The organism is Bisbaumannia salifodinae, from assembly GCF_055388505.1.
Window position 1 is genome coordinate 261,515 of record NZ_AP043781.1, and the last position, 21,366, is coordinate 282,880.

The window sequence follows — 21,366 nt, forward strand, 5'->3', positions numbered from 1 at the left end:
CGCCTGAAACCAAGAACCCCCGCCGGTACGCCGGCGGGGGTTCTTGGTTTTATGCGGCCCGAGAGGGCAGCCTTGCTCCTGTCTTCCTTAGGCCGTCTGCGCCTGGCGCGCCTCGGTCAGCAGGCCGGCGGAGAGCAGTTGCCACTGATCCTCCCAGAACTCGGTGGGGCGGCGCCGGAAGTCGCTGCGCACGTACTGGCTGATGCGACCCTCCACATGGGCGAGCAGCAGGTTGGCGGCGCTGCTGGCACCGAGCACCGGGCGCCGCCCCTCGTGGATCTCCGCCTCGCGGAGGATCTGCTTGAACTGGGTCTCCAGGCGCTCGAACAACTGGTGCATGCGCAGCCGCAGCCGGGCGGTCTCGCCGGTCAGGGCGTCGCCCCCCAGCAGCCGCGACAACCCGGGGTTCTTCTCGGCGAAGCCCAGCAGCAGGGTGAGGATCTGCTGGCAGCGGGGCAGGGCCTCCGGGGTCTCGTCGAGGATGCGGCGAATCCGTGCGAAGAGGCTCTCCTCGATAAACTCGATCAGCCCCTCGAACATCCGCGCCTTGCTGGGAAAGTGACGGTAGAGGGCCGCCTCGGAGACGCCCACCTGGCGTGCCAGGGCGGCGATGGTGATGCGCTTGCCGCTGTCCTCTTCGAGCATCAGGGCCAGGGCCTGGAGGATCTGCTCGCGGCGATTGATCTTGGTAGCTTCCTGCGTCATGAGCTTCTTCTGATTATTCCGTGCGATGGGCTCATCCTAATCAGGCCCGGGAGGCGGCGCAAATCGCGCCGCCCAGCCGTGCCTCACTCGGCGTCGAGAATTTGCGTGCCGACCCCCGCATTGGTAAAGATCTCCAGCAGGGTCGCGTGGGGCACCCGGCCATCGATGATATGGGCGCTCTGCACGCCGCCCTTGACGGCCTCCAGGGCGCAGCGAATCTTCGGCAGCATGCCGCCGTGGATGGTGCCGTCACTGATCAGGGCATCCACGTCCTGGGTGGAGAGGCCGGTCAGCACCTCGCCCTCGCCATTCATCAGGCCGGCCACATTGGTCAGCAGCATCAGCTTCTCGGCGCCCAGGGCCTCGGCCACCTTGCCGGCCACCAGGTCGGCGTTGATATTGTAGCTGTGGCCCTCGGCATCCACCCCGATGGGGGCGATCACCGGGATGAAATCACGCTCGGCGAGCATCTCGATCAGGTCGGTGGAGACATGCTCCACCTCGCCCACATGGCCGATATCGATGATCTCCGGGGCGGTCATCTCCGGGGACTGGTGCTCCACCTTGAGCTGGCGGGCGCGGATCTGGCTGCCGTCCTTGCCGGTCAGGCCGATGGCCTTGCCGCCGCACTGGTTGATCAGGTTGACGATGCCCTTGTTGACCAGGCCGCCGAGTACCATCTCCACCACGTCCATGGTCTCGGCATCGGTGACCCGCATGCCGTTGACGAAGCGCGACTCGATATTGAGCTTGGCCAGCAGGTCGCCGATCTGGGGGCCGCCACCGTGGACCACCACCGGATTGATGCCCACCTCCTTGAGCAGCACCATGTCCCGGGCGAAGGAGTCGATCAGGGTGTCCTCGGTCATGGCGTTGCCGCCGTACTTGACCACCACCGTCTTGCCGGAGAAGCGCTGGATATAGGGCAGCGCCTCGGAGAGCACCTCCACGGTGAGCTGGGGATCGCGGGTCTGTTGGTCGGTCATGGGCGTGTCCTTGGTGTCGATCGTGGTGATTCAGAAGGGCAGGGCCAGCTCCGGGGCGATGGCCTTCAGGGCCGCGCCGAAGCGCGCCTGGATACGCGCCAGCGCCGCCTGGTTCTTGCCCTCGAAGCGCAGTACCAGCACCGGCGTGGTATTGGAGGCGCGGCACAGCCCCCAGCCGTCCGGGTAGTCGACGCGGATGCCGTCCAGGGTGGTCTTGACGCCGTCGTCGCCGAAGTCGCCTTCCCGGGCCAGCTGGCTCACCAGGGCGAACTTGTTCTCGTCGGTGACGCCGATATTGAGCTCCGGGGTGCCCAGGTCCTGGGGGTAGCGGGAGAAGAAGGCATCGGCGTCGGCGGCCTGGCGGGAGAGCAGCTCCAGCAGGCGGGCGGCGCCGTAGAGGCCGTCATCGAAGCCGTACCAGCGCTGCTGGAAGAAGATATGGCCGCTCATCTCGCCGGCAAGCGCCGCACCGGTCTCCTTCATGCGCGCCTTGATCAGGGAGTGGCCGGTGCGCCACATCTCCGGGGTGCCGCCGGCGGCCTCGATCACCCTGGCCAGGTTGCCGGTGCACTTCACGTCGAAGATCACCCGGGCGCCGGGGGTCTCCTCGAGCATCGCCTCGGCGAAGGCCATCATCAGCCGATCCGGGTAGATCAGCTCGCCGGCGGGGGTGACCACGCCCAGGCGGTCGCCGTCGCCGTCGAAGGCCAGGCCGATATCAGCGCCGCTCTCCCGCACGCTGCGGATCAGGTCCACCAGGTTCTCCGGCTTGCCGGGGTCCGGGTGGTGGTTGGGGAAGGTGCCATCGATCTCCGCATAGAGCGGGATCGTCTCCACCCCCAGGCGTTCGATCAGTTGCGGCCCCAGCTCACCGGCCACGCCGTTGCCGCAGTCCACCACCGCCTTGAGGGGGCGCTCGACGCGGATATCGCCGAGGATGCGCGCCAGATAGGCCTCGCGCACGTCCTCTTGCCGGATGCGGCCCTGGCCCTCGCTCAGCTCGCCGGTCGCGAGGCGGGTATGCAGGGCGGTGATCGCCTCGCCGGAGAGGGTCTCGCCGCCCAGCACGATCTTGAAGCCGTTATAGTCCGGCGGATTGTGGCTGCCGGTGACCATCACCCCGGAGGCAGTGCCTTCCAGCACATGGGTGGCGTAGTAGAGCACCGGGGTGGGCACCATGCCGATATCGATGACGTCGCAGCCGGCCTGGGTCAGGCCCCGCATCAGGGCGGCCTGCAGGCGCGGCCCGGAGAGGCGGCCATCCCGGGCCACCACCAGGGTGGTCTCGTCGCGGGCACGGGCCTCGCTGCCGATGGCCTGGCCGATGCGGGTCACATTGACCTCGGTGAGGCTGTCGTCGACGATGCCGCGGATATCGTAGGCGCGGAAGATGGAGGCGGGGACCTGGGTCATGGGGCGTTTCCTTGGCTAACGGGGAGGCGTTCAGCGACGACCGGAGCTACCGAAACCGCCGGTGCCGCGGTCGCTGGCGGCGAAGTCGTCGACCACCTCGAGCTCGGCCTGCACCACCGGCACCAGCACGTACTGGGCCAGGCGCTCGAAGGGCTCCAGGGTGAAGTCGGCCTGGCCGCGGTTCCATACCGAGATCATCAGCTCGCCCTGGTAGTCGGAGTCGATCAGCCCCACCAGGTTGCCCAGCACGATGCCGTGCTTATGGCCCAGGCCGGAGCGGGGCAGGATCACCCCGGCCAGGCCCGGGTCGGCGATATGGATGGCCAGGCCGGTGCGCACCAGCTGGCACTCGCCGGGGGCCAGGCTCAGGGGGGCATCGAGCAGGGCGCGCAGGTCCATGCCCGCGGAGCCGCCGGTGGCGTAGTGGGGCAGGCCGAACTCGCGGACGCGCTCGTCGAGGATCTTGACCGCCAGGCGCGGGCGGGAAGCGTGATGGGTCATGGGCAAACCTGTGCTTATCGAGGGGAGGTCGGAGGCGCCGCCTGGGCGTCCAGGGCGGTCTCGAGGATCGCCCGGGCCAGGTCGCGCTTGGATTGGGCCGGCAGCTCGCGGCGGGCCTCCCGGTTGCCCTGGCGCCACAGCAGCAGGGCGGCGTTGTCATCGGCGCCGAAGCCGAGGCCGGCCCGGGAGACGTCGTTGGCCACCACCATGTCGAGCTTCTTGCGGGTCAGCTTGTCCCGGGCGTAGCGCTCCACATCGCGGGTCTCGGCGGCGAAGCCCACCACATAGGGGCGGTCGGCGCGGGCCGCCACGGCGGCGATGATATCCGGGTTCTTGACCAACCTGAGGGTCAGGCCGTCGTTTTCATCGGTCTTCTTGATCTTGTGCTCGGCCACCTGCTCGGCGCGGTAGTCCGCTACCGCCGCGCAGCCGATAAAGAGGTCGCACTCGCCGGCCAGGCGCTGGGCGGCGTAATGCATCTCGGCGGCGCTCTCCACGTCGAGGCGCTCGACCCCGGCGGGGGTGGCCAGGGTGACCGGGCCGCTGATCAGGGTGACCTTGGCGCCCAGGGCCGCGGCGGCCTCGGCCAGGGCGTAGCCCATCTTGCCGGAGCTGTGGTTGGAGAGGTAGCGCACCGGGTCCAGGGGCTCACGGGTGGGACCGGCGGTGATCACCACATGGCGCCCGGCGGCGGGCTGGTTCCTGGCCGCCTCCAGGTCGGCGATGATCTCCTCCGGCTCCAGCATGCGCCCCGGCCCCACGTCACCGCAGGCCTGATCGCCGGCGTCCGGGCCCAGCAGGCGCCAGCCGTCGGCCTGCAGGCGCAGGGCGTTGCGTTGGGTCGCCGGGTGGCGCCACATGGCCTGGTTCATGGCCGGGGCCATCACTCGCTCGGCCTCGCTGGCCAGGCACAGGGTGGTGAGCAGGTCATCCGCCATGCCCTGGGCCAGGCGCGCCATCAGGTCGGCGGTGGCCGGGGCGATCAGGATCAGCTCGGCCCACTTGGCCAGCTCGATATGGCCCATGCCCGCCTCGGCCTCGGGGTCGAGCAATGAGGTGCGCACCGGCTCGCCGGTCAGGGCCTGGAGGGTCAGGGGCGTAATAAAGGCCTGGGCGCCCTCGGTCATGACCACGCGCACCTCGGCGCCGGCCTTCTTCAGCAGGCGGGCCAGGTGGGCGCTCTTGTAGGCGGCGATGCCGGCGCTGATGCCCAGCAGGACGCGACGGCCGGCGAGGGGAGTGCCGGGGAGTGAAGACATGGCGGTATCCGCACGAAAAATCCAGGCGCCTACCTTACCACCGGCGCCCCGCCTTGCGTAGTTATGGTGCCTACACTGGGAGGAGGTCCAGGCCGTGCAAGGAGGCACCTTTATGTCGATTCGTGACTGGCCGGAGGGGGAGCGCCCCCGGGAAAAACTCCTGGCGCTGGGGCCCGAGGCGCTGTCGGACGCGGAGCTGCTGGCGATCTTCCTGCGGGTGGGGGTGCAGGGGCGCTCGGCGGTGGACCTGGCCCGGGACCTGCTGAGCGCCTTCGGCGGCCTGCGCTCGCTGCTGGAGGCCGATCAGGCGCGCTTCTGCGCCGAGCGGGGCCTGGGCATGGCCAAATTCGTGCAGCTCCAGGCCACCCTGGAGCTCTCCCGGCGGCATCTGGCCAGCCAACTGGCTCGGGAGGCGGCCCTGACCTCGCCGACCCTGGTGCGTGCCTATCTTGCCTCGCGGCTGCGCCACCTGGGCCATGAGGAGTTCGCGGCCCTCTTCCTGGACAGCCAGCACCGGGTGATCCGCTTCGAGTCGCTGTTCCGCGGCACCCTCGACAGCGCCTCCGTCTATCCCCGGGAGGTGGCCAGGCGCGCCCTGGAACTGGGCGCCGGGGCGCTGATCTTCGCCCATAACCACCCCTCGGGGGTGGCCGAGCCCAGCGACGCGGACCGGCGTATCACCGAGCGTCTCAAGGCGGCCCTGGAACTCTTCGAGATCCGCGTGCTGGACCATTTCGTGGTGGGCGATGCCGAGGTGGTCTCCTTCGCCGAGCGGGGCTGGCTGTAACGCTGGAACGCCCGCCCCGCTTGGGGTAGGATGGCGCCTCGATGGCCTCGCTGTCCCCGACAATTTTGCCGGCAACTGCCGGCTCCGAGTGCGAATCCCGAGCTGCCGCCCGGGGCGGAACAACGCACGGCGCTTGCCGTGTCTTGCCGCGTCTGGTATAAAGTGCAGCCTTTGAATTCCCTTGGGTTAAATGTAGGGGGCATGAGGCGGTGACCTGCCGTTCGCCCTTCCCGGTTTGCCCGACAGGTTTTGAACAACTCGCCACGCGGTTGGAGGCTCCCATGTCCAAAGTATGTCAGGTTACCGGCAAGCGCCCGGTGACTGGTAATAACGTTTCACACTCCCAGCGCAAGACCCGTCGTCGTTTCTTGCCGAACCTGCACAGCCACCGTTTCTGGGTGGAGTCCGAGAAGCGCTTCGTCAAGCTGCGCGTCTCCTCCAAAGGCATGCGCATCATCGACAAGAAGGGCATCGAAGCGGTGCTCGGCGATATCCGCAAGCGCGGTGAAAGCATCTAAGTCTTAACTCCTGGGAGAAGCTGTCATGCGTGACAAGATCAAGTTGGTGTCCAGCGCCGGTACCGGCCACTTCTACACCACCAACAAGAACAAGCGGAACACTCCGGACAAGCTCGAATTCAAGAAGTACGATCCGGTCGTCCGCAAGCACGTGATGTACAAGGAAGCCAAGATCAAGTAAGTCTTGATCGCTTCCACCGCAGGCGAGTCGGCCTGCCCCGAGAACCCGGTCACGACCGGGTTCTTGCGTATCTGACAGGCAGCGAGGAGGCGCCAGATGCCGGAATTGCCCGAGGTCGAGACGACGCGGCGGGGAATCGCGCCGCATGATAGAGAGGGAGGGGCGCGAGGCTCGCGCCCCTCCGCAGGCCGCTAGCCATCAGCCGATAAGGAGGCGATCGAGAAATGCCGGAATTGCCCGAGGTCGAGACGACGCGGCGAGGGATTGCTCCTTATGTCGAAGGTCGCGAGATCCGCGAGGTGCGGGTGCGCGAGCGGCGCCTGCGCACCCCGGTGCCCGAGGGGCTGGAGAATGCCCTGGTGGGGGCGCGTATCGGCGCCCTGGGGCGCCGCGCCAAGTACCTGCTGATGCCGCTGGCGGATGAGGCTCGTAGCCTGATCTGGCACCTGGGCATGTCCGGCAGCCTGCGTATCGTCCGCCTCGGCGAGCTGCCCCGCAAGCACGACCATATCGACCTGGTGCTCGACGATGGCGGCGTGCTGCGCTACCACGACCCGCGTCGCTTCGGTTTCGTCGATTGGCTCCAGGGGAGCCCCGAGAGCGACCCGCGCCTGGCGCGCCTGGGACCGGAGCCCCTCTCCGAGGCCTTCGATGGGGCGCGCCTCTATCGACTGTCACGAGGGCGTCGCCTGGGCGTGAAACCCTTCCTGATGGACAATGCCGTGGTGGTGGGCGTGGGCAATATTTACGCTAGCGAGGCACTCTTCCTGGCCGGTATCGACCCGCGGCGCGCCGCCGGGCGTATCTCGCTCGAGCGCTATGAGCGCCTGGCCACGGCGGTGCGCGAGGTGCTCGCCGCCGCCATCACCCAGGGCGGTACCACCCTGCGCGACTTCGTTAGCGGCACCGGCGAGCCGGGCTACTTCGCCCAGCGCCTCAACGTCTATGGACGTGATGGCCAGCCCTGCCAACGCTGCGGCGCCGAGCTGCGCCTGGTGACCCTGGGGCAGCGGGCCAGCGTCTACTGCGCCGCCTGCCAACACTGATTCGGGGCCGCTTGACGGCCCCTCCTGGGGTACAATGCCCCTATGAACCAAACGTCTGCTTGACGGAGAGCCCCGTGACCGAACGCCTGCGCCTGAAGAAGAATGCCGACCGCCGCCTCAAGGCGGGCCACCTGTGGCTCTACTCTAACGAGATCGATATCGAGGCCACGCCCCTCAAGGGCATCGAGCCCGGCGCCCAGGCGGTGATCGAGGCGGCCAATGGCAAGGCCATGGGGATCGCCTACGTGAACCCCCACTCGCTGATCTGCGCCCGGGTGGTCTCCCGGGACGCCGAGGTCCGCCTCGACCGCTCCCTGCTGGTGCATCGCTTCAAGCAGGCCCTGGGCCTGCGCGAGCGCCTCTATGCCAAGCCCTTCTATCGCCTGGTTCACGGCGAGGGCGACCTGCTGCCGGGCCTGGTGGTGGATCGCTTCGACGATGTGCTGGTGGTGCAGCTCAACACCCTGGGCATGGAGCGCCTCGCCGAGGAAGTGGTGGCGGCCCTGGACAAGGTCCTCTCGCCGCGGGCCATCGTCTTCAAGAACGACTCCTCCGGGCGTCGCCAGGAGCAGCTCGAGGCCCAGGTGGAGGTCGTCCACGGCGAGCTGCCCGACCAGGTGCTGCTGGAGGAGAACGGCGTGCGCTTCGTGGCGCCGGTGCTGGATGGCCAGAAGACCGGCTGGTTCTATGATCACCGCAGCAACCGCGCCTGGCTCAATGGCCTGGTGGCCGGCAAGCGGGTGCTCGACCTGTTCAGCTATGTGGGCGGCTGGGGCGTGCAGGCCGCGGCCCATGGCGCCAGCGAGGTGCTCTGCGTGGATGCCTCCGCCCAGGCCCTGGAGCGGGTCGCCGAGAACGCCGCCCTCAATGGCCTGACCGACCAGGTGGCGGTGGGCGAGGGCGATGCCTTCGAGGCCCTGGCCGCCCTCAAGGCCGATGGCGAGCAGTTCGACGTGGTGATTCTCGACCCGCCCGCCTTTATCAAGAAGCGCAAGGATATCCCCAACGGCGAGCGGGCCTACTCGCGGCTCAACCGCGAGGCGATGCGCCTGCTGGGCCGCGACGGCCTGCTGCTCTCCGCCTCCTGCTCCATGCACCTGGCCCCCGAGCGGCTGGTGGAGGTGGTGCGCGGGGCGGTGCGTCACCAGGACCGCCACGGCCAGGTGATCTACCAGGGCCATCAGGGGCCGGATCACCCGGTGCATCCGGCGATTCCGGAAACCAGCTACCTCAAGGCCCTGGGCGTCCGGGTCTTCCGGGACTGAGGTTCGATGACGGCACCCTCCTATGTGCGGGTCTTTGCCCATAGCAATGCGCTGCTGGTGAGCCATCTGCATAACCTGCTGGAGGCCGCCGGCATCCCCGCGGAGCTGCGCAATATGACCCTGGGCGGCGGCGCCGGCGAGCTGCCCCTGGGGGAGTGCGAGCCGGAGGTCTGGGTGGCGCCCCATAATGCCGCCCGGGCCGAGGCGCTGATTCGTGACGCCCTGGAGGGCACCTCACGCCGTCCCGCCTGGCACTGCCCGGGCTGCGGCGAGCATCTGGAGGGCGTCTTCGATACCTGCTGGAAGTGTGGCACCCCCAGGGAAGGAGGCCAGAGATGAGCTGGGACCTGACCGGGCCCTTTATCCTCGAGCTCGAGGTGGAGGCCGCCGCCATCGACGAGTATGGCCACGTCAACAACGCCGAGTACCTGCGCTGGATCGAGAAGGTCAGCTGGGCCCACTCCGCCTCCCTGGGCTTGACCCTGGAGGACTACCGGGCCCTGGATCGCGGCATGGCGGTGCACCGTCACGAGATCGACTACCTGGCCCCGGCCTTCGCGGGCGAGCGCCTGGCGTTGGCCACCTGGATCGTCGCCAGCGACGGTCGCCTGACCCTGACCCGGCGCTTCCAGCTGCGCCGCCCCACCGATGACCGGACCCTGCTGCGGGCCCGCACCCGCTTCGCCTGTATCGAGCTCTCCAGCGGACGCCCCCGGCGCCTGCCGACGGCCTTCCGCGAGCGCTACGGCGCCGCCCTGGTCTGTGAGGCGCCATGATTTCGGACGAACCTTCTGTGTCAGTCCTGTGATTCCGGAGATATTGCTGAATATCTCCGTGGAACTATCGTGATGGCATGGCTGTGCTGTAATGAGAGCATGATCTCACGCCAGTCACCGATGTTGATCAGGAGGTGCCATGAAGATCGCCATTCCCAAGGAGATCAAGAACCACGAATACCGGGTGGCCCTGACCCCCACCGGGGCTCGCGAGCTGGTGGCCCGGGGGCATCGGGTGACGGTACAGGCCGGGGCCGGGGAGGGGGCCGGCTTCCCCGATGCCGACTACCGGGCCGCCGGGGCCGAGCTGGAAGCCGAGGTGGCCAGGCTCTGGGCCGAGGCCGAGTTGATCCTCAAGGTCAAGGAGCCCCAGCCCGAGGAGGTGGAACGCCTGAGCGCCGGCCAGACCCTCTTCACCTATCTGCACCTGGCCGCCGAGGAGGCTCTGACCCGGGGGCTGATGCAAAGCGGCGCCACCTGCATCGCTTATGAAACCATCACCGATCGTCAGGGCGGCCTGCCGCTGCTGGCGCCCATGAGCACCGTGGCCGGGCGCATGGCCATCCAGGCCGGCGCCCATAGCCTGGAGAAGGCCCAGGGCGGTGCCGGCATCCTGCTGCCGGGGGTGCCCGGGGTGGCCCCGGCGAGGGTGGCGGTGATCGGCGGCGGCGTGGTGGGCGAGAATGCCGCCCGCATGGCGCTGGGGCTGGGCGCCGAGGTGACGGTGCTGGACAAGTCGATTCCGCGCCTGGAGACCCTGGACGATCGCTACCAGGGACGCATGAAGACGGTCTTCTCCACCGCCGACGCCATCGACGAGGTGGTGCGCGAGTCCGACCTGATCGTCGGCGCCGTGCTGATCCCCGGCGCCGCCGCCCCCAAGCTGATCACCCGCGCCATGCTGGCCGACATGAGGCCGGGCAGCGTGCTGGTGGACGTGGCCATCGACCAGGGCGGCTGCTTCGAGACCAGTCGACCCACCACCCATGCCGAGCCCACCTATGTGGTGGACGAGGTCGTCCACTACTGCGTGGCCAATATGCCCGGGGCGGTGGCGCGCACCTCCACCCAGGCGCTGACCAATGCCACCCTGCCCTTCGTGATCGCCCTGGCCGACAAGGGCTGGCAGCGGGCCCTGGCCGACGACCCCCACTTCCTGCCGGGGCTCAACGTGCACCAGGGCCGGGTCACCTATGCCGCCGTGGCCGAGGCCTTCGGCCTGGAGAGCATCGACCCCGCTTCCGTGGTCGGCTAAACCAGGATGCGGTCGGCGCCCCGGTCGCCTTGATCGGGGCGCCGCGTTAAGATGGGCCCATTCGTCAACGATCCCGACAGAGCCCATCGATTTCATGACCAAGACACGCGTTCTTACCGGTATCACCACCACCGGCACGCCCCACCTCGGCAACTATGTGGGGGCCATCCGCCCGGCCATCGCGGCGAGCCAGGACCCCAACGTGCAGTCCTACTACTTCCTCGCCGACTTCCACGCCCTGATCAAGTGTCAGGATCCCAAGCGGGTGCAGGAGTCACGGCGGGAGATCGCCGCCACCTGGCTGGCCCTGGGCCTGGATACCGATAACGCCATCTTCTATCGCCAGTCGGATATTCCCGAGATTCCCGAGCTGACCTGGATGCTCTCCTGCGTCTGCGCCAAGGGGCTGATGAACCGCGCCCACGCCTACAAGGCGGCGGTGGCCGAGAACGAAGAGGCCGGCAACCAGGATCCGGACAAGGGCATCACCATGGGGCTGTTCGGCTATCCGGTGCTGATGGCCGCGGACATCCTGATGTTCAACGCCAACAAGGTGCCGGTGGGCCGCGACCAGATCCAGCATATCGAGATGGCCCGGGACATGGCCGGGCGCTTCAACCACCTCTTCAAGGACAACTTCTTCACCCTCCCCGAGGCGGTGGTGGACGACAAGGTGGCGGTACTCAATGGCCTGGACGGTCGCAAGATGTCCAAGAGCTACAACAACACCATCCCGCTGTTCGTTGCCGAGAAGAAGCTGCTCAAGCTGGTGCGCAAGATCAAGACCAACTCCCTGGAGCCCGGCGAGCCCAAGGATCCGGACACCTGCACCCTGTTCCAGATCTACTCCGCCTTCGCCAGCGCCGAGGAGGCCGAGGCGATGCGCCAGGAGTATGCCAATGGCATCGGCTGGGGTGACGCCAAGAACCGCCTCTTCGAGTACCTCAACGAGCAGCTTCGCGAGCCCCGGGAGCGCTATCAGGCGCTGATGGAGGACCCCGGCCATATCGAGTCGGTGCTGATGAAGGGCGCCGAGCGGGCCCGGGCCGAGGCGGCGCCCACCATGGATCGCCTGCGTCAGGCGATGGGGCTGGGACGCTTCGTCTAGGACGCCTCGCACACTGCCACCCGGCCCCCGAAGGGCCCGTCTCACCCATCCGAGCCGCCCGGCCCGGGTGGGTGATTTTGTATACGGACATGCTAAGCTCGCAGCCAGCAGAGAAGGCGCCGGCAGAGCGCCAAACGGCCCACGACCCCATACAGAACAGCGCGAGACGAGAGATGAACGATACCAAGCGTCCCCTCTATGTACCCTATGCCGGCCCTTCGCTTCTGGAAATGCCGCTGCTCAACAAGGGCAGTGCCTTTACCCTCCAGGAGCGCATCGCCTTCAATCTGGTGGGGCTCCTGCCGCAGAACGTGGAGTCCATCGAGGAGCAGGCGGAGCGAGCCTACCGCCAGTATCGGCAGTGCCAGACCAACCTGGACCGGCATATCTATTTGCGCGCCATCCAGGACGACAACGAGACCCTCTTCTTCCGGTTGCTGGAGGAGCACCTGGAGGAGATGCTGCCGATCATCTATACCCCCACGGTGGGCGAGGCCTGCGAAGAGTTCTCCAATATCTATCGCAACCACCGGGGGCTCTTTATCGGCTACCCGGATCGCGAGCATATGGATGACATGCTGCGCAGCGCCACCAAGGACAACGTCAAGGTGATCGTGGTCACCGATGGCGAGCGTATCCTGGGCCTCGGCGATCAGGGCATCGGTGGCATGGGCATCCCCATCGGTAAGCTCTCCCTCTACACCGCCTGTGGCGGCATCAGCCCCGCCTATACCCTGCCCATCACCCTGGACGTGGGCACCAACAACCAGCAGCTCCTCGACGACCCCATGTACATGGGCTGGCGCCATCCGCGGGTCTCCCAGGCCGAGTACGACGCCTTTATCGCCGACTTTATCGCCGCGGTGAAACGCCGCTGGCCCAAGGTGCTGCTGCAGTTCGAGGACTTCGCCCAGACCAATGCCATGCCGCTGCTGGAGCGCTATCGCGACGAGCTGTGCTGCTTCAACGACGATATCCAGGGCACCGCCGCGGTCTGCGTGGGGACCCTGCTGGCCGCCTGCAAGGCGAAGGGCGAGAAGGTCAGCGAGCAACGGGTCGCCTTCGTGGGCGCCGGCTCCGCCGGCTGCGGCATCGCCGAGCAGATCGTGCTGGCCATGCAGAGCGAGGGCCTCGCCGAGGCCGAGGCCCGGGCGCGAATCTTCATGGTGGATCGCCACGGCCTGCTGACCCGGGACATGAGCGGGCTGCACGACTTCCAGGCGCGCCTGGCCCACGATGCCGCCGATTTCGCCGATACCAGCCTGCTGGGGGTGATCACCCAGGCCAGGCCCACGGTGCTGATCGGGGTCTCCGGCCAGCGCGGCCTCTTTACCCGGGAGGTGATCGAGGGGCTGCACGCCGGCTGCGCGCAGCCCCTGGTGATGCCGCTCTCCAACCCCACCTCCAAGGTGGAGGCGACCCCCGAGGAGGTGCTGACCTGGACGAAGGGGCAGGCCCTGGTGGCCACCGGCAGCCCCTTCGCGCCGGTGGAACTCGAGGGGCAGACCTACCCCATCGCTCAGTGCAATAACGCTTATATTTTCCCCGGCATCGGCCTGGGGGCGATCGCCGTCGGGGCCAGCCGAATCACCGACGGCATGCTGATGGCCGCCTCCAATGCCCTGGCCAAGAGCGCCCCCATGGTCAAGGAGGGCAAGGGCGCCCTGCTGCCGTCCCTGTCGGAGATCCGCGAGGTCAGCCTGGCCATCGCCTTCGACGTGGCCAAGCGGGCCCAGGCCGAAGGCGTGGCGCTGCGCAGCGATGACGAGACCCTCAGGGCGGCCATCGAGGCCAACTTCTGGTACCCCCGCTATCGCGAGTACCGCCGCCGGGCCTTCTAAGGAGGGCGACGGCGCAACGCAGCCGGCCCCGCCATTTGGCGGGGCCGGCTGCGTTAGGAAACTGGTCGAGCCGTCAGGCCGAACCAATCATCTTGCGCAGCACATAGTGGAGGATGCCGCCGTGGCGGTAGTACTCCAGTTCGTTGGCGGTATCGATACGGCACAGCGCCTCGATGCGCTTCTCGCCCTTGTCGGAGGCGATGGTCACCCTGACCCTGCCGCCCGGGCTCAGCTCGCCGAGCCCCTCGATGGAGATCCGCTCGTCGCCGGTCAGGCCCAGGCTCTTGCGGTTCTCGCCCTCGGGAAACTGCAGTGGTACCACCCCCATGCCGATCAGGTTGGAGCGGTGGATGCGCTCGAAGGACTCCGCCAGCACCGCGCGCACGCCGAGCAGCCGGGTGCCCTTGGCGGCCCAGTCGCGGGAGGAGCCGGTGCCGTACTCCTTGCCGGCGATCACCACCAGCGGCGTGCCCTCCTGCTGGTATTTCATGGCGGCGTCATAGATCGCCATCTGCTCGCCGCTGGGCACATGGCGGGTCTCGCCGCCCACCACGCCGTCGAGCATCTCGTTTCTGATGCGCACATTGGCGAAGGTGCCGCGCATCATGATCTCGTGGTTGCCGCGCCGCGAGCCGTAGGAGTTGAAATCCACCGGCTTGACCCCGCGCTGCTGCAGGTAGCGCCCGGCGGGGCTGTCGGGCTTGATGGCCCCGGCCGGGGAGATATGGTCGGTGGTCACCGAGTCGCCCAGCAGGGCCAGGATATGCGCCCCCTCGACGTCCTCGATGGCCTCGGGGGTGCGTCCCATGCCCGCGAAGAAGGGCGGATGCTGGATATAGGTGGAGTCCGTCGACCACTGGTAGACCCGGCTCTCGGGCACCTCGATGGCCCGCCAGGCGTCGTCGCCGTCGAACACCTCGGCGTACTCCTTGTGGAACATCGCGGTGTTGACCTGGGCCACGGCCTCGGCGATCTCCGCCTGGCTCGGCCATAGGTCCTTGAGATAGATCGGCTTCCCATCCTTGCCGGTGCCGAGCGGGTCGCGGCTGAGGTCGAGGCGCATATTGCCGGCCAGGGCATAGGCCACCACCAGGGGCGGCGAGGCGAGCCAGTTGGTCTTGACCAAGGGGTGCACCCGGCCCTCGAAGTTGCGGTTGCCGGAGAGCACCGAGGCCACCGCCAGGTCGCCGGCCTGGATGGCCTCCTCGATGGGTTCCGCCAGGGGGCCGGAGTTGCCGATGCAGGTGGTGCAGCCGTAACCCACCAGGTGGAAGCCCAGGGCCTCCAGGTCCTCGCTGAAGCCGCCTGCCTCGAGGTAATCGGTGACCACCTTGGAGCCCGGCGCCAGGGAGGTCTTCACCCAGGGCTGGGTGGTCAGGCCCTTCTCCCGGGCCTTCCGGGCCAGTAGGCCGGCGGCCATCATCACGCTGGGATTGGAGGTGTTGGTGCAGGAGGTGATGGCGGCGATCACCACGGCGCCGGGGTGGAGCTTGAACGCCTTGCCATCCAGGTCGATCTCCTGGCTGTCGTGGTGCTCGTAGCTGTCCTCGATACCCACCGCGGTCTGGCCGCCTTCCGAGGCGAGATTGCCGTTCTCGTTGGAGGTGTCGGCGGGGGCCTCGATCGGGGCCTTGCCATCGTCGCGCATGAAACGCGCGAAGGCCGCGGGCACCTCGGGCAGGACGACGCGATCCTGGGGCCGCTTGGGCCCGGCCAGGCTGGCCTCCACCTCGCCCATGTCCAGGTGCAGGGTGTCGCTGAAGATCGGCTCGTCGCCGGGCTCCCGCCATAGCCCCTGGGCCTTGCAGTAGGCCTCCACCAGGGCCAGCTGGGCGTCGTCGCGGCCGGTCAGGCGCAGGTAGTGGAGGGTCTCCTCGTCCACCGGGAAGAAGCCGCAGGTGGCGCCATACTCCGGGGCCATATTGGCGATGGTGGCGCGGTCGGCCAGCGGCAAATCCTTGAGGCCGTCGCCGTAGAACTCCACGAACTTGCCCACCACGCCGTGGCTGCGCAGCATCTCGGTGACCGTCAGCACCAGGTCGGTGGCGGTGATGCCTTCCTTGAGCCTGCCGGTGAGCTTGAAGCCGATCACCTCGGGGATCAGCATCGAGACCGGCTGGCCGAGCATGGCCGCCTCGGCCTCGATGCCGCCCACGCCCCAGCCCAGCACGCCCAGGCCGTTGATCATGGTGGTATGGGAGTCGGTGCCCACCAGGGTGTCGGGATAGGCCAGGGTCTTGCCGTTCTCCTGCTTGGTCCACACCGTCCTGCCCAGGTACTCCAGGTTGACCTGATGGCAGATGCCGGTGCCCGGCGGCACCACGCGGAAGTTATCGAAGGCCTGCTGGCCCCAGCGCAGGAACTCGTAGCGCTCGTGGTTGCGCTCCATCTCGATGGCCACGTTGTCCTTGAAGGCGGTGAGGTTGCCGAACTTGTCCACCATCACCGAGTGGTCGATGACCAGGTCCACCGGCGACAGTGGGTTGATGCGTGCCGGGTCTTCCCCAAGGGCCTCCACCGCGGCGCGCATGGAGGCCAGGTCCACCACCCCGGGCACGCCGGTGAAGTCCTGCATCAGTACCCGGGCGGGGCGGTAGCCGATCTCGCGATCGGAGCGGCCCTGGCGCTGCCAGTCGACCAGGGCCTGCATATCGTCCGCCGAGACGCTGTCGTCATCGGCGAAGCGCAACTGGTTCTCCAGGAGGATCTTCAGGGTCTTGGGCAGGCGGTCGATATCGCCCAGTGCTTCGGCGGCCTTGGGCAGGCTGTAGTAGTGATAGGTGATGCCATCGGCGTCCAGGGTCTGCCGGTAGTTCGGCGTGGTCGTGTTCATGCGCTCCTCCTTGTCGAGGGGGTCGAGCATCCATGAGTATCACATGGGCATAACGGAAGACGTCTTCAAGGCGAGGGGCGGCTAGACTTGAAGGCAATGCGCATCGCCCCCATCTTTTCACTCGCCCGGCGGTGCGCGGGGAGCCTGGCATGCATGAAGAAATGCTGAATTCTCTGGCCGTGCACTGTCCCTACTGTAGCACCGCCTTCGACCTGCTGGTGGATGCCAGTCAGGGCAGTCACCAGACCTGGGAAGATTGCCCGCGCTGTTGCGCGCCGATCCAGGTTCGGGTGGAGGTCGCCGCCGCCGATGGGGAGTCGGTGGAGGTGACCCTGGGCCGGGACGACGAGGTCGTCTAGGCGATGTCCGAAAGCGGGCTGCGCTCGCCGAGGTGTCGGACGACGCCGAGTCGTCATGGCGTCGTCATCGGTCGCAGATAGGGTCCGGCTATATGTCCTATTGGGCTTATTAAATTGCCATATGGGGACACCCCCCTTAGTCTAGTCCCCGTTCGAGTTCACGACAGCAACACCCACTCTCGTTAAGGAGATTTGCATGAGCATACTGGTTGGTCGTCAAGCCCCTGATTTCGAAGCGGCAGCCGTTCTGGGTAACGGTGAGATCGTCGAGAACTTCAAGCTCTCCGACAGCAACGGCAAGCTCCGCGTCCTGTTCTTCTGGCCGCTGGACTTCACCTTCGTGTGCCCGTCCGAAATCATCGCCCACGACAACCGTCTGGCCGCTTTCCGTGACCTGGGCGTCGAGGTGATCGGTGTCTCCATCGACTCCCAGTTCACCCACTACGCCTGGCGCAAGACCTCTCCGGAGGCCGGCGGCATCGGCGAAGTCGGCTTCCCCATCGTGGCCGACGTCAAGCACGACATCGCTCAGGCCTACGGCATCGAGCATCCGGAAGCCGGCGTTGCCCTGCGCGCCTCCTTCCTGATCGACGAAGACGGCGTCGTCCAGCACCAGGTGGTCAACAACCTGCCGCTGGGCCGCAACGTCGACGAGATGGTGCGCATGGTCAAGGCCCTCAAGCACCACCAGACCCACGGCGAAGTCTGCCCGGCCGGCTGGGAAGAGGGTAAAGAAGGTATGCAGGCCGACGCCGAAGGCGTCGCCAAGTACCTGGGCGCTAACGCAGAAGCCCTGTAAGCGACCCCGATGTGAGGAGGCGGCCTGCGGGCCGCCTCTTTACGTTCTGGGCGATGTTACAATGCCGCCGGTGTTGTGGTCTGTGCCCTGTCAGGACCCAGACCAGAGCATCCCGCCTTTGATGAAGCGACGAGGTTTCCGATGAGCGAAGTACGCCATGAACGCCTGATCATTCTCGGTTCCGGCCCGGCCGGCTATACCGCCGCCGTCTATGCGGCCCGTGCCAACCTCAAGCCGCTGCTGATCACCGGCATCCAGGCGGGGGGGCAGCTGACCACCACCACCGACGTGGACAACTGGCCCGGCGACGAGAACGGCGTCCAGGGGCCGGAACTGATGGAGCGCATGAAGCGTCATGCCGAGCGCTTCGATACCGAGGTGCTGTTCGACCATATCAACGAGGTGAGCCTGGGCGAGCGCCCCTTTACCCTCAAGGGCGACAGCGGCACCTACAGCTGCGATGCCCTGATCATCGCCACCGGCGCCAGCGCCCGCTACCTGGGGCTCGAATCCGAGCAGAAGTTCATGGGCCAGGGGGTCTCCGCCTGCGCCACCTGCGACGGCTTCTTCTACCGTAACCAGGAAGTGGTGGTGGTGGGCGGCGGCAACACCGCCGTGGAGGAGGCGCTCTACCTCTCCAATATCGCCGCCAAGGTGACCCTGGTGCACCGCCGCGATAGCCTGCGCGCCGAGAAGATCCTCCAGGACAAGCTGTTCGAGAAGGCCGCGAACGGCAATATCGTGCTGGAGTGGAACCACACCCTGGACGAGGTGCTGGGCGACAACAGCGGCGTGACCGGGGTGCGTATCCAGTCCACCCTGGATGGCAGCACCAAGGAGATCCAGGCGCCGGGGCTCTTTATCGCCATCGGCCATAGCCCCAACACCGGCATCTTCGAGGGGCAACTGGAGATGAACAACGGCTATATCCAGGTCAAGTCGGGCCTCGACGGCAATGCCACCGCCACCAGCGTGCCCGGCGTCTTCGCCGCCGGCGACGTGATGGACCATGTCTACCGCCAGGCGGTCACCTCCGCCGGCACCGGCTGCATGGCCGCCCTCGACGCCGAGCGCTTCCTCGACGAGCTCTGATCGGGCTGCGCCCGGAGCTTGAAGCTGGAAGAAAAATCGCCCCCATGGCAAGGCCATGGGGGCGATTAACATTAGGCTGGCTTCCAAGCTTCCGCGAAGCTGTTAGTAGTGCGGCGGCACCTCGTCCGCGGGGGAATAGCCGCCGTCCTCCTGCTCCTGCAGGGTGCGGTGCTGCTCCCGCAGCCGGGCCTGCATCAGCTGGCTCAGGCGCTCCAGCTGGTCCAGCCGGTGCTCCTTGTCGGCCACCGCCCCATCCAGGGTTTCCAGCCAGTGCTCCTGGTAGGCGATGCGGCTTTCCAGGGCCTCCAGGCGTGTCTCCAGCCGGGCGAGCGGGCCTGGATTTGACGTGCTAGAATCGCTCGGGTCTGTCTCGTCATGCATAGCGGCACCTTCCATCGTGGTTGTTACCGAACACCGCTTCTCGTCGCCGCCGTGCTGGCGCTTTTACTGTCTTCATAACAAGAGAAGTCGAGGTCCATGAATCAAAAGGTATTACTTCGTTGTAGCCTGATCAGCCTGCTGCTCGCCACTCCGGCCCCGCTGCTGGTGGCCGTGTTGGTGGCCCAGGCCAATGCCGAGCTGGCGGCCCTGCTCGGCGAGCTGCTCGCCTCCGGCGAGGTGGCGGCCACCTACCTGGCGGCGGCCGCCGCGGTCTTCCTCTCGCTGCTGGTGGCGACCCTGGCGGTCAACCTGCTGACGCCCCGGCTGGCGACCCTGGCCGAGGTAGAGGCCGACGATCGCGAGATCGGTGAGGTGAAGTGGTTTAACGTCAACAAGGGTTACGGCTTTATCACCCGCGGCAACGGCCAGGATGTCTTCGTGCACTTCCGGGCCATCCGCGGCAAGGGACACCGGACCCTGGCCGAGGGCCAGAAGGTGCGTTACCAGGTGATCGAGAATGAGCGGGGGCTGCAGGCCGACGATGTCACCGTGATTACTTGAATCGAAGCGCCTGGCCATCGCTCGGCGCGTTTTATCTGGCACCCTTCCCAGGGTCTCAAACACAATGCCCCGCCTCGGCGGGGCATTGTCGTATCCGGGGTAGGGCATCGCTCACTGGCCGGAGTCGGGCCAGTGGAAGACCTCCCCCTCCTGGCCGGGGCGCACCCGCCAGAAGCGATCCGGGTCGTCGCCGGGCTGCCAGCCGCCCAGGGAGCAGCGCACCTCGCAGCCGAGGGCGTCGGCGGCCTCCCGGGCGCAGGCGCGGTCATCCGCCCAGGGGGTGGCGGGGCTGTCGAACCACAGGCTGGCGAAGCCGTCGGCGGCCTTTTCCACCAGCAGCACCGGCACGCAGTCGCCCTGACAACGCCCCCGGGTGCGCCACTTGCCACGACCCGCGGGGGCCAGGGGCGGGGCATCGAGACGCTCCCCCAGCCAGGCGTCGAGGCGTTCGCGGTCGGCTTCGGCCAGGTAGATTTCGATATCTGGATAATGATCCATGGTCGCCTCAGGCGTTAATGAAGAGACGTTCGAGGATCGCCTCGTAGATCTGACTCAGGGTATCCAGGTCGGCGGCGCGAATGCGCTCGTTGACCTGGTGGATGGTGGCATTCAGGGGCCCCAGCTCCACCACCTGGGTTCCCAGGGTGGCGATAAAGCGGCCGTCCGAGGTACCGCCGGCGGTGGAGAGCTCGGGGCGCCGCCCCAGCACCGCCTCGACGCCATCCACCGCGGCCTCCACCAGTTCGCCCTCGGCGGTGAGGAAGGGTTCACCGTTAAGGGTCCAGTCGATATGGAAGTCGAGGCCCTGGGCGGCGAGGATCGCCTCGGTGCGCTCCCGCAGCTGCTCGTGAGTCACTTCGGTGGAGTAGCGGAAGTTGAACACCACCTCCAGCTCGCCGGGGATCACGTTGGTGGCACCGGTGCCGGAACGGATATTGGAGATCTGGAAGCTGGTGGCCGGGAAGAAGGCGTTGCCGTCGTCCCAGTGCTCCCTGGCCAGGACATCCAGGGCCGGCGCCGCTTCGTGGATGGGGTTGCGAGCCAGGTGGGGGTAGGCCACATGACCCTGCTTGCCCTTGATATGCAGCACGCCACCCAGGGAGCCGCGACGCCCGTTCTTGATCACGTCGGCGAGCTCCTCGGTGGAGGAGGGTTCGCCGACGATGCAGTAGTCGAGGCGCTCGTGGGCCTCGCGCAGATGCGCCACCACGGCTCGGGTGCCGTCGACGGCGGGACCCTCCTCGTCGGAGGTGATCAGGAAGGCGATCTTGCCATGGTGCTCCGGGTGGGCGGCCACGAAGCGCTCCACCGCGGTGACCATGGCCGCCAGGCTGCCCTTCATGTCGGCGGCGCCCCGCCCCCAGAGCATGCCCTCATCATCGATGCAGGGCTCGAAGGGGGGGTGCTGCCAATGAATCTCCGGGCCGCTGGGCACCACATCGGTATGGCCGGCGAAGGCCAGCACCGGACCGTGGTGGCCGCGCACCGCCCAGAAGTTCTCCACATCGCCGAAGGGCAGCGACTCGATATGGAAGCCGAGGCGCTCCAGGCGCTCGATCATCAGCGCCTGGCAGCCGGCGTCATCGGGGGTCACCGAGGGGCGCCGCATCAGCTCCATGGCGAGGTCGAGGGTGGGGGAGAGGTCGGCGGGGGTGGGGCTGGCGGACATGGGCATTCCTGGTCGGGAAGACGACCGGGCC

General features: G+C 67.4%; 23 protein-coding genes. 14 read left to right on the plus strand and 9 right to left on the minus strand.

The genetic code is table 11. The features are described from left to right. Positions 1-87: 87 nt before the first annotated feature. The 5 genes from slmA to coaBC form a co-directional block, all read right to left on the minus strand. Complete coding sequence (gene slmA, locus ACZ5EF_RS01290) at positions 88-705, minus strand: nucleoid occlusion factor SlmA (protein WP_146804072.1); 618 nt, start codon at positions 703-705, stop codon at positions 88-90. An 83-nt stretch (positions 706-788) separates the two neighbouring features. Next, the gene (argB, locus tag ACZ5EF_RS01295; protein WP_346062850.1) at positions 789-1,691 is read right to left on the minus strand and encodes an acetylglutamate kinase; all 903 of its coding nucleotides are present in this window, start codon (positions 1,689-1,691) and stop codon (positions 789-791) included. Positions 1,692-1,721: 30 nt separating this feature from the next. After that, positions 1,722-3,104: a phosphomannomutase/phosphoglucomutase gene (locus tag ACZ5EF_RS01300; protein WP_346062849.1), complete on the minus strand. Its 1,383-nt coding sequence runs from the start codon at positions 3,102-3,104 to the stop codon at positions 1,722-1,724. Positions 3,105-3,134: 30 nt separating this feature from the next. Beyond that, on the minus strand, positions 3,135-3,605 hold the full coding sequence (gene dut, locus ACZ5EF_RS01305; protein ID WP_346062848.1) for a dUTP diphosphatase: 471 nt from the start codon (positions 3,603-3,605) through the stop codon (positions 3,135-3,137). 14 nt (positions 3,606-3,619) lie between these two features. After that, positions 3,620-4,864, minus strand: a complete 1,245-nt coding sequence (gene coaBC, locus ACZ5EF_RS01310; RefSeq protein WP_346062847.1) for a bifunctional phosphopantothenoylcysteine decarboxylase/phosphopantothenate--cysteine ligase CoaBC — start codon at positions 4,862-4,864, stop codon at positions 3,620-3,622. Positions 4,865-4,976: 112 nt separating this feature from the next. Here coaBC and radC point away from each other — a divergent pair, with 112 nt between their 5' ends. The 10 genes from radC to ACZ5EF_RS01360 all read left to right on the plus strand — a co-directional run bounded on the left by radC (position 4,977) and on the right by ACZ5EF_RS01360 (position 13,641). After that, positions 4,977-5,651: a RadC family protein gene (radC, locus tag ACZ5EF_RS01315; RefSeq protein ID WP_346062846.1), complete on the plus strand. Its 675-nt coding sequence runs from the start codon at positions 4,977-4,979 to the stop codon at positions 5,649-5,651. Positions 5,652-5,932: 281 nt separating this feature from the next. Further along, positions 5,933-6,169, plus strand: a complete 237-nt coding sequence (gene rpmB, locus ACZ5EF_RS01320; protein WP_146804078.1) for a 50S ribosomal protein L28 — start codon at positions 5,933-5,935, stop codon at positions 6,167-6,169. A 25-nt stretch (positions 6,170-6,194) separates the two neighbouring features. Next, a complete protein-coding gene (gene rpmG, locus ACZ5EF_RS01325; protein WP_129140669.1) occupies positions 6,195-6,350 on the plus strand; it encodes a 50S ribosomal protein L33 in 156 nt (51 codons plus the stop codon). 224 nt (positions 6,351-6,574) lie between these two features. After that, positions 6,575-7,396 carry a bifunctional DNA-formamidopyrimidine glycosylase/DNA-(apurinic or apyrimidinic site) lyase gene (gene mutM / locus ACZ5EF_RS01330; RefSeq protein WP_346062845.1) on the plus strand — a complete coding sequence of 274 codons (822 nt, stop codon included), beginning with the start codon at positions 6,575-6,577 and terminating at the stop codon, positions 7,394-7,396. A 74-nt stretch (positions 7,397-7,470) separates the two neighbouring features. Beyond that, positions 7,471-8,661 (plus strand): class I SAM-dependent rRNA methyltransferase, encoded by a 1,191-nt coding sequence (locus ACZ5EF_RS01335; protein ID WP_346062844.1) that lies wholly within the window; start codon positions 7,471-7,473, stop codon positions 8,659-8,661. Positions 8,662-8,667: 6 nt separating this feature from the next. Beyond that, positions 8,668-9,000: a putative signal transducing protein gene (locus ACZ5EF_RS01340; RefSeq protein WP_346062843.1), complete on the plus strand. Its 333-nt coding sequence runs from the start codon at positions 8,668-8,670 to the stop codon at positions 8,998-9,000. Continuing rightward, on the plus strand, positions 8,997-9,437 hold the full coding sequence (locus ACZ5EF_RS01345; protein ID WP_346062842.1) for an acyl-CoA thioesterase: 441 nt from the start codon (positions 8,997-8,999) through the stop codon (positions 9,435-9,437). The genes ACZ5EF_RS01340 and ACZ5EF_RS01345 overlap by 4 nt, the downstream gene beginning before the upstream one ends. Before the next feature lie 139 nt (positions 9,438-9,576). Next, on the plus strand, positions 9,577-10,692 hold the full coding sequence (gene ald / locus ACZ5EF_RS01350; protein ID WP_346062841.1) for an alanine dehydrogenase: 1,116 nt from the start codon (positions 9,577-9,579) through the stop codon (positions 10,690-10,692). A gap of 94 nt (positions 10,693-10,786) precedes the next feature. Further along, positions 10,787-11,800: a tryptophan--tRNA ligase gene (locus ACZ5EF_RS01355; protein ID WP_346062840.1), complete on the plus strand. Its 1,014-nt coding sequence runs from the start codon at positions 10,787-10,789 to the stop codon at positions 11,798-11,800. 173 nt (positions 11,801-11,973) lie between these two features. Next, complete coding sequence (locus ACZ5EF_RS01360) at positions 11,974-13,641, plus strand: NAD-dependent malic enzyme (protein WP_346062839.1); 1,668 nt, start codon at positions 11,974-11,976, stop codon at positions 13,639-13,641. Between the two features lie 73 nt (positions 13,642-13,714). Here the strand turns inward: ACZ5EF_RS01360 and acnA are convergent, their stop codons facing one another. Next, positions 13,715-16,474, minus strand: a complete 2,760-nt coding sequence (gene acnA, locus ACZ5EF_RS01365) for an aconitate hydratase AcnA (protein ID WP_346062838.1) — start codon at positions 16,472-16,474, stop codon at positions 13,715-13,717. Between the two features lie 149 nt (positions 16,475-16,623). On the opposite strand from acnA, the gene ACZ5EF_RS01370 reads away from it, so the two are divergent. The 3 genes from ACZ5EF_RS01370 to trxB all read left to right on the plus strand — a co-directional run bounded on the left by ACZ5EF_RS01370 (position 16,624) and on the right by trxB (position 18,724). Continuing rightward, on the plus strand, positions 16,624-16,833 hold the full coding sequence (locus tag ACZ5EF_RS01370) for a zinc ribbon domain-containing protein (RefSeq protein WP_195860581.1): 210 nt from the start codon (positions 16,624-16,626) through the stop codon (positions 16,831-16,833). A 196-nt stretch (positions 16,834-17,029) separates the two neighbouring features. Continuing rightward, a complete protein-coding gene (locus ACZ5EF_RS01375) occupies positions 17,030-17,632 on the plus strand; it encodes a peroxiredoxin (RefSeq protein WP_346062837.1) in 603 nt (200 codons plus the stop codon). Positions 17,633-17,773: 141 nt separating this feature from the next. Further along, the gene (trxB, locus tag ACZ5EF_RS01380) at positions 17,774-18,724 is read left to right on the plus strand and encodes a thioredoxin-disulfide reductase (protein WP_346062836.1); all 951 of its coding nucleotides are present in this window, start codon (positions 17,774-17,776) and stop codon (positions 18,722-18,724) included. Positions 18,725-18,826: 102 nt separating this feature from the next. Here the strand turns inward: trxB and ACZ5EF_RS01385 are convergent, their stop codons facing one another. Then, positions 18,827-19,105: a SlyX family protein gene (locus ACZ5EF_RS01385; RefSeq protein ID WP_346062835.1), complete on the minus strand. Its 279-nt coding sequence runs from the start codon at positions 19,103-19,105 to the stop codon at positions 18,827-18,829. Positions 19,106-19,201: 96 nt separating this feature from the next. Here ACZ5EF_RS01385 and ACZ5EF_RS01390 point away from each other — a divergent pair, with 96 nt between their 5' ends. After that, positions 19,202-19,666 (plus strand): cold-shock protein, encoded by a 465-nt coding sequence (locus ACZ5EF_RS01390; protein WP_346062834.1) that lies wholly within the window; start codon positions 19,202-19,204, stop codon positions 19,664-19,666. A 111-nt stretch (positions 19,667-19,777) separates the two neighbouring features. Here ACZ5EF_RS01390 and ACZ5EF_RS01395 read toward each other — a convergent pair whose 3' ends face one another. Continuing rightward, complete coding sequence (locus ACZ5EF_RS01395; RefSeq protein WP_346062833.1) at positions 19,778-20,164, minus strand: hypothetical protein; 387 nt, start codon at positions 20,162-20,164, stop codon at positions 19,778-19,780. Positions 20,165-20,171: 7 nt separating this feature from the next. Beyond that, a complete protein-coding gene (dapE, locus tag ACZ5EF_RS01400) occupies positions 20,172-21,335 on the minus strand; it encodes a succinyl-diaminopimelate desuccinylase (RefSeq protein WP_379729503.1) in 1,164 nt (387 codons plus the stop codon). Positions 21,336-21,366: the final 31 nt, after the last annotated feature.

Excerpts from the sequence above, each read along its gene's own strand:
- rpmG (WP_129140669.1), top strand. The coding sequence starts at position 6,195 with ATGCGTGACAAGATCAAGTTGGTGTCCAGCGCCGGTACCGGCCACTTC.
- coaBC (WP_346062847.1), bottom strand. The coding sequence starts at position 4,864 with ATGTCTTCACTCCCCGGCACTCCCCTCGCCGGCCGTCGCGTCCTGCTG.
- ACZ5EF_RS01300 (WP_346062849.1), bottom strand. The coding sequence starts at position 3,104 with ATGACCCAGGTCCCCGCCTCCATCTTCCGCGCCTACGATATCCGCGGC.
- ACZ5EF_RS01345 (WP_346062842.1), top strand. The coding sequence starts at position 8,997 with ATGAGCTGGGACCTGACCGGGCCCTTTATCCTCGAGCTCGAGGTGGAG.
- ACZ5EF_RS01395 (WP_346062833.1), bottom strand. The coding sequence starts at position 20,164 with ATGGATCATTATCCAGATATCGAAATCTACCTGGCCGAAGCCGACCGC.
- rpmB (WP_146804078.1), top strand. The coding sequence starts at position 5,933 with ATGTCCAAAGTATGTCAGGTTACCGGCAAGCGCCCGGTGACTGGTAAT.
- ACZ5EF_RS01375 (WP_346062837.1), top strand. The coding sequence starts at position 17,030 with ATGAGCATACTGGTTGGTCGTCAAGCCCCTGATTTCGAAGCGGCAGCC.
- ald (WP_346062841.1), top strand. The coding sequence starts at position 9,577 with ATGAAGATCGCCATTCCCAAGGAGATCAAGAACCACGAATACCGGGTG.
- acnA (WP_346062838.1), bottom strand. The coding sequence starts at position 16,474 with ATGAACACGACCACGCCGAACTACCGGCAGACCCTGGACGCCGATGGC.
- dut (WP_346062848.1), bottom strand. The coding sequence starts at position 3,605 with ATGACCCATCACGCTTCCCGCCCGCGCCTGGCGGTCAAGATCCTCGAC.
- ACZ5EF_RS01390 (WP_346062834.1), top strand. The coding sequence starts at position 19,202 with ATGAATCAAAAGGTATTACTTCGTTGTAGCCTGATCAGCCTGCTGCTC.
- ACZ5EF_RS01355 (WP_346062840.1), top strand. The coding sequence starts at position 10,787 with ATGACCAAGACACGCGTTCTTACCGGTATCACCACCACCGGCACGCCC.
- radC (WP_346062846.1), top strand. The coding sequence starts at position 4,977 with ATGTCGATTCGTGACTGGCCGGAGGGGGAGCGCCCCCGGGAAAAACTC.
- trxB (WP_346062836.1), top strand. The coding sequence starts at position 17,774 with ATGAGCGAAGTACGCCATGAACGCCTGATCATTCTCGGTTCCGGCCCG.
- slmA (WP_146804072.1), bottom strand. The coding sequence starts at position 705 with ATGACGCAGGAAGCTACCAAGATCAATCGCCGCGAGCAGATCCTCCAG.
- dapE (WP_379729503.1), bottom strand. The coding sequence starts at position 21,335 with ATGTCCGCCAGCCCCACCCCCGCCGACCTCTCCCCCACCCTCGACCTC.
- ACZ5EF_RS01360 (WP_346062839.1), top strand. The coding sequence starts at position 11,974 with ATGAACGATACCAAGCGTCCCCTCTATGTACCCTATGCCGGCCCTTCG.
- ACZ5EF_RS01370 (WP_195860581.1), top strand. The coding sequence starts at position 16,624 with ATGCATGAAGAAATGCTGAATTCTCTGGCCGTGCACTGTCCCTACTGT.
- ACZ5EF_RS01385 (WP_346062835.1), bottom strand. The coding sequence starts at position 19,105 with ATGCATGACGAGACAGACCCGAGCGATTCTAGCACGTCAAATCCAGGC.
- mutM (WP_346062845.1), top strand. The coding sequence starts at position 6,575 with ATGCCGGAATTGCCCGAGGTCGAGACGACGCGGCGAGGGATTGCTCCT.
- argB (WP_346062850.1), bottom strand. The coding sequence starts at position 1,691 with ATGACCGACCAACAGACCCGCGATCCCCAGCTCACCGTGGAGGTGCTC.
- ACZ5EF_RS01340 (WP_346062843.1), top strand. The coding sequence starts at position 8,668 with ATGACGGCACCCTCCTATGTGCGGGTCTTTGCCCATAGCAATGCGCTG.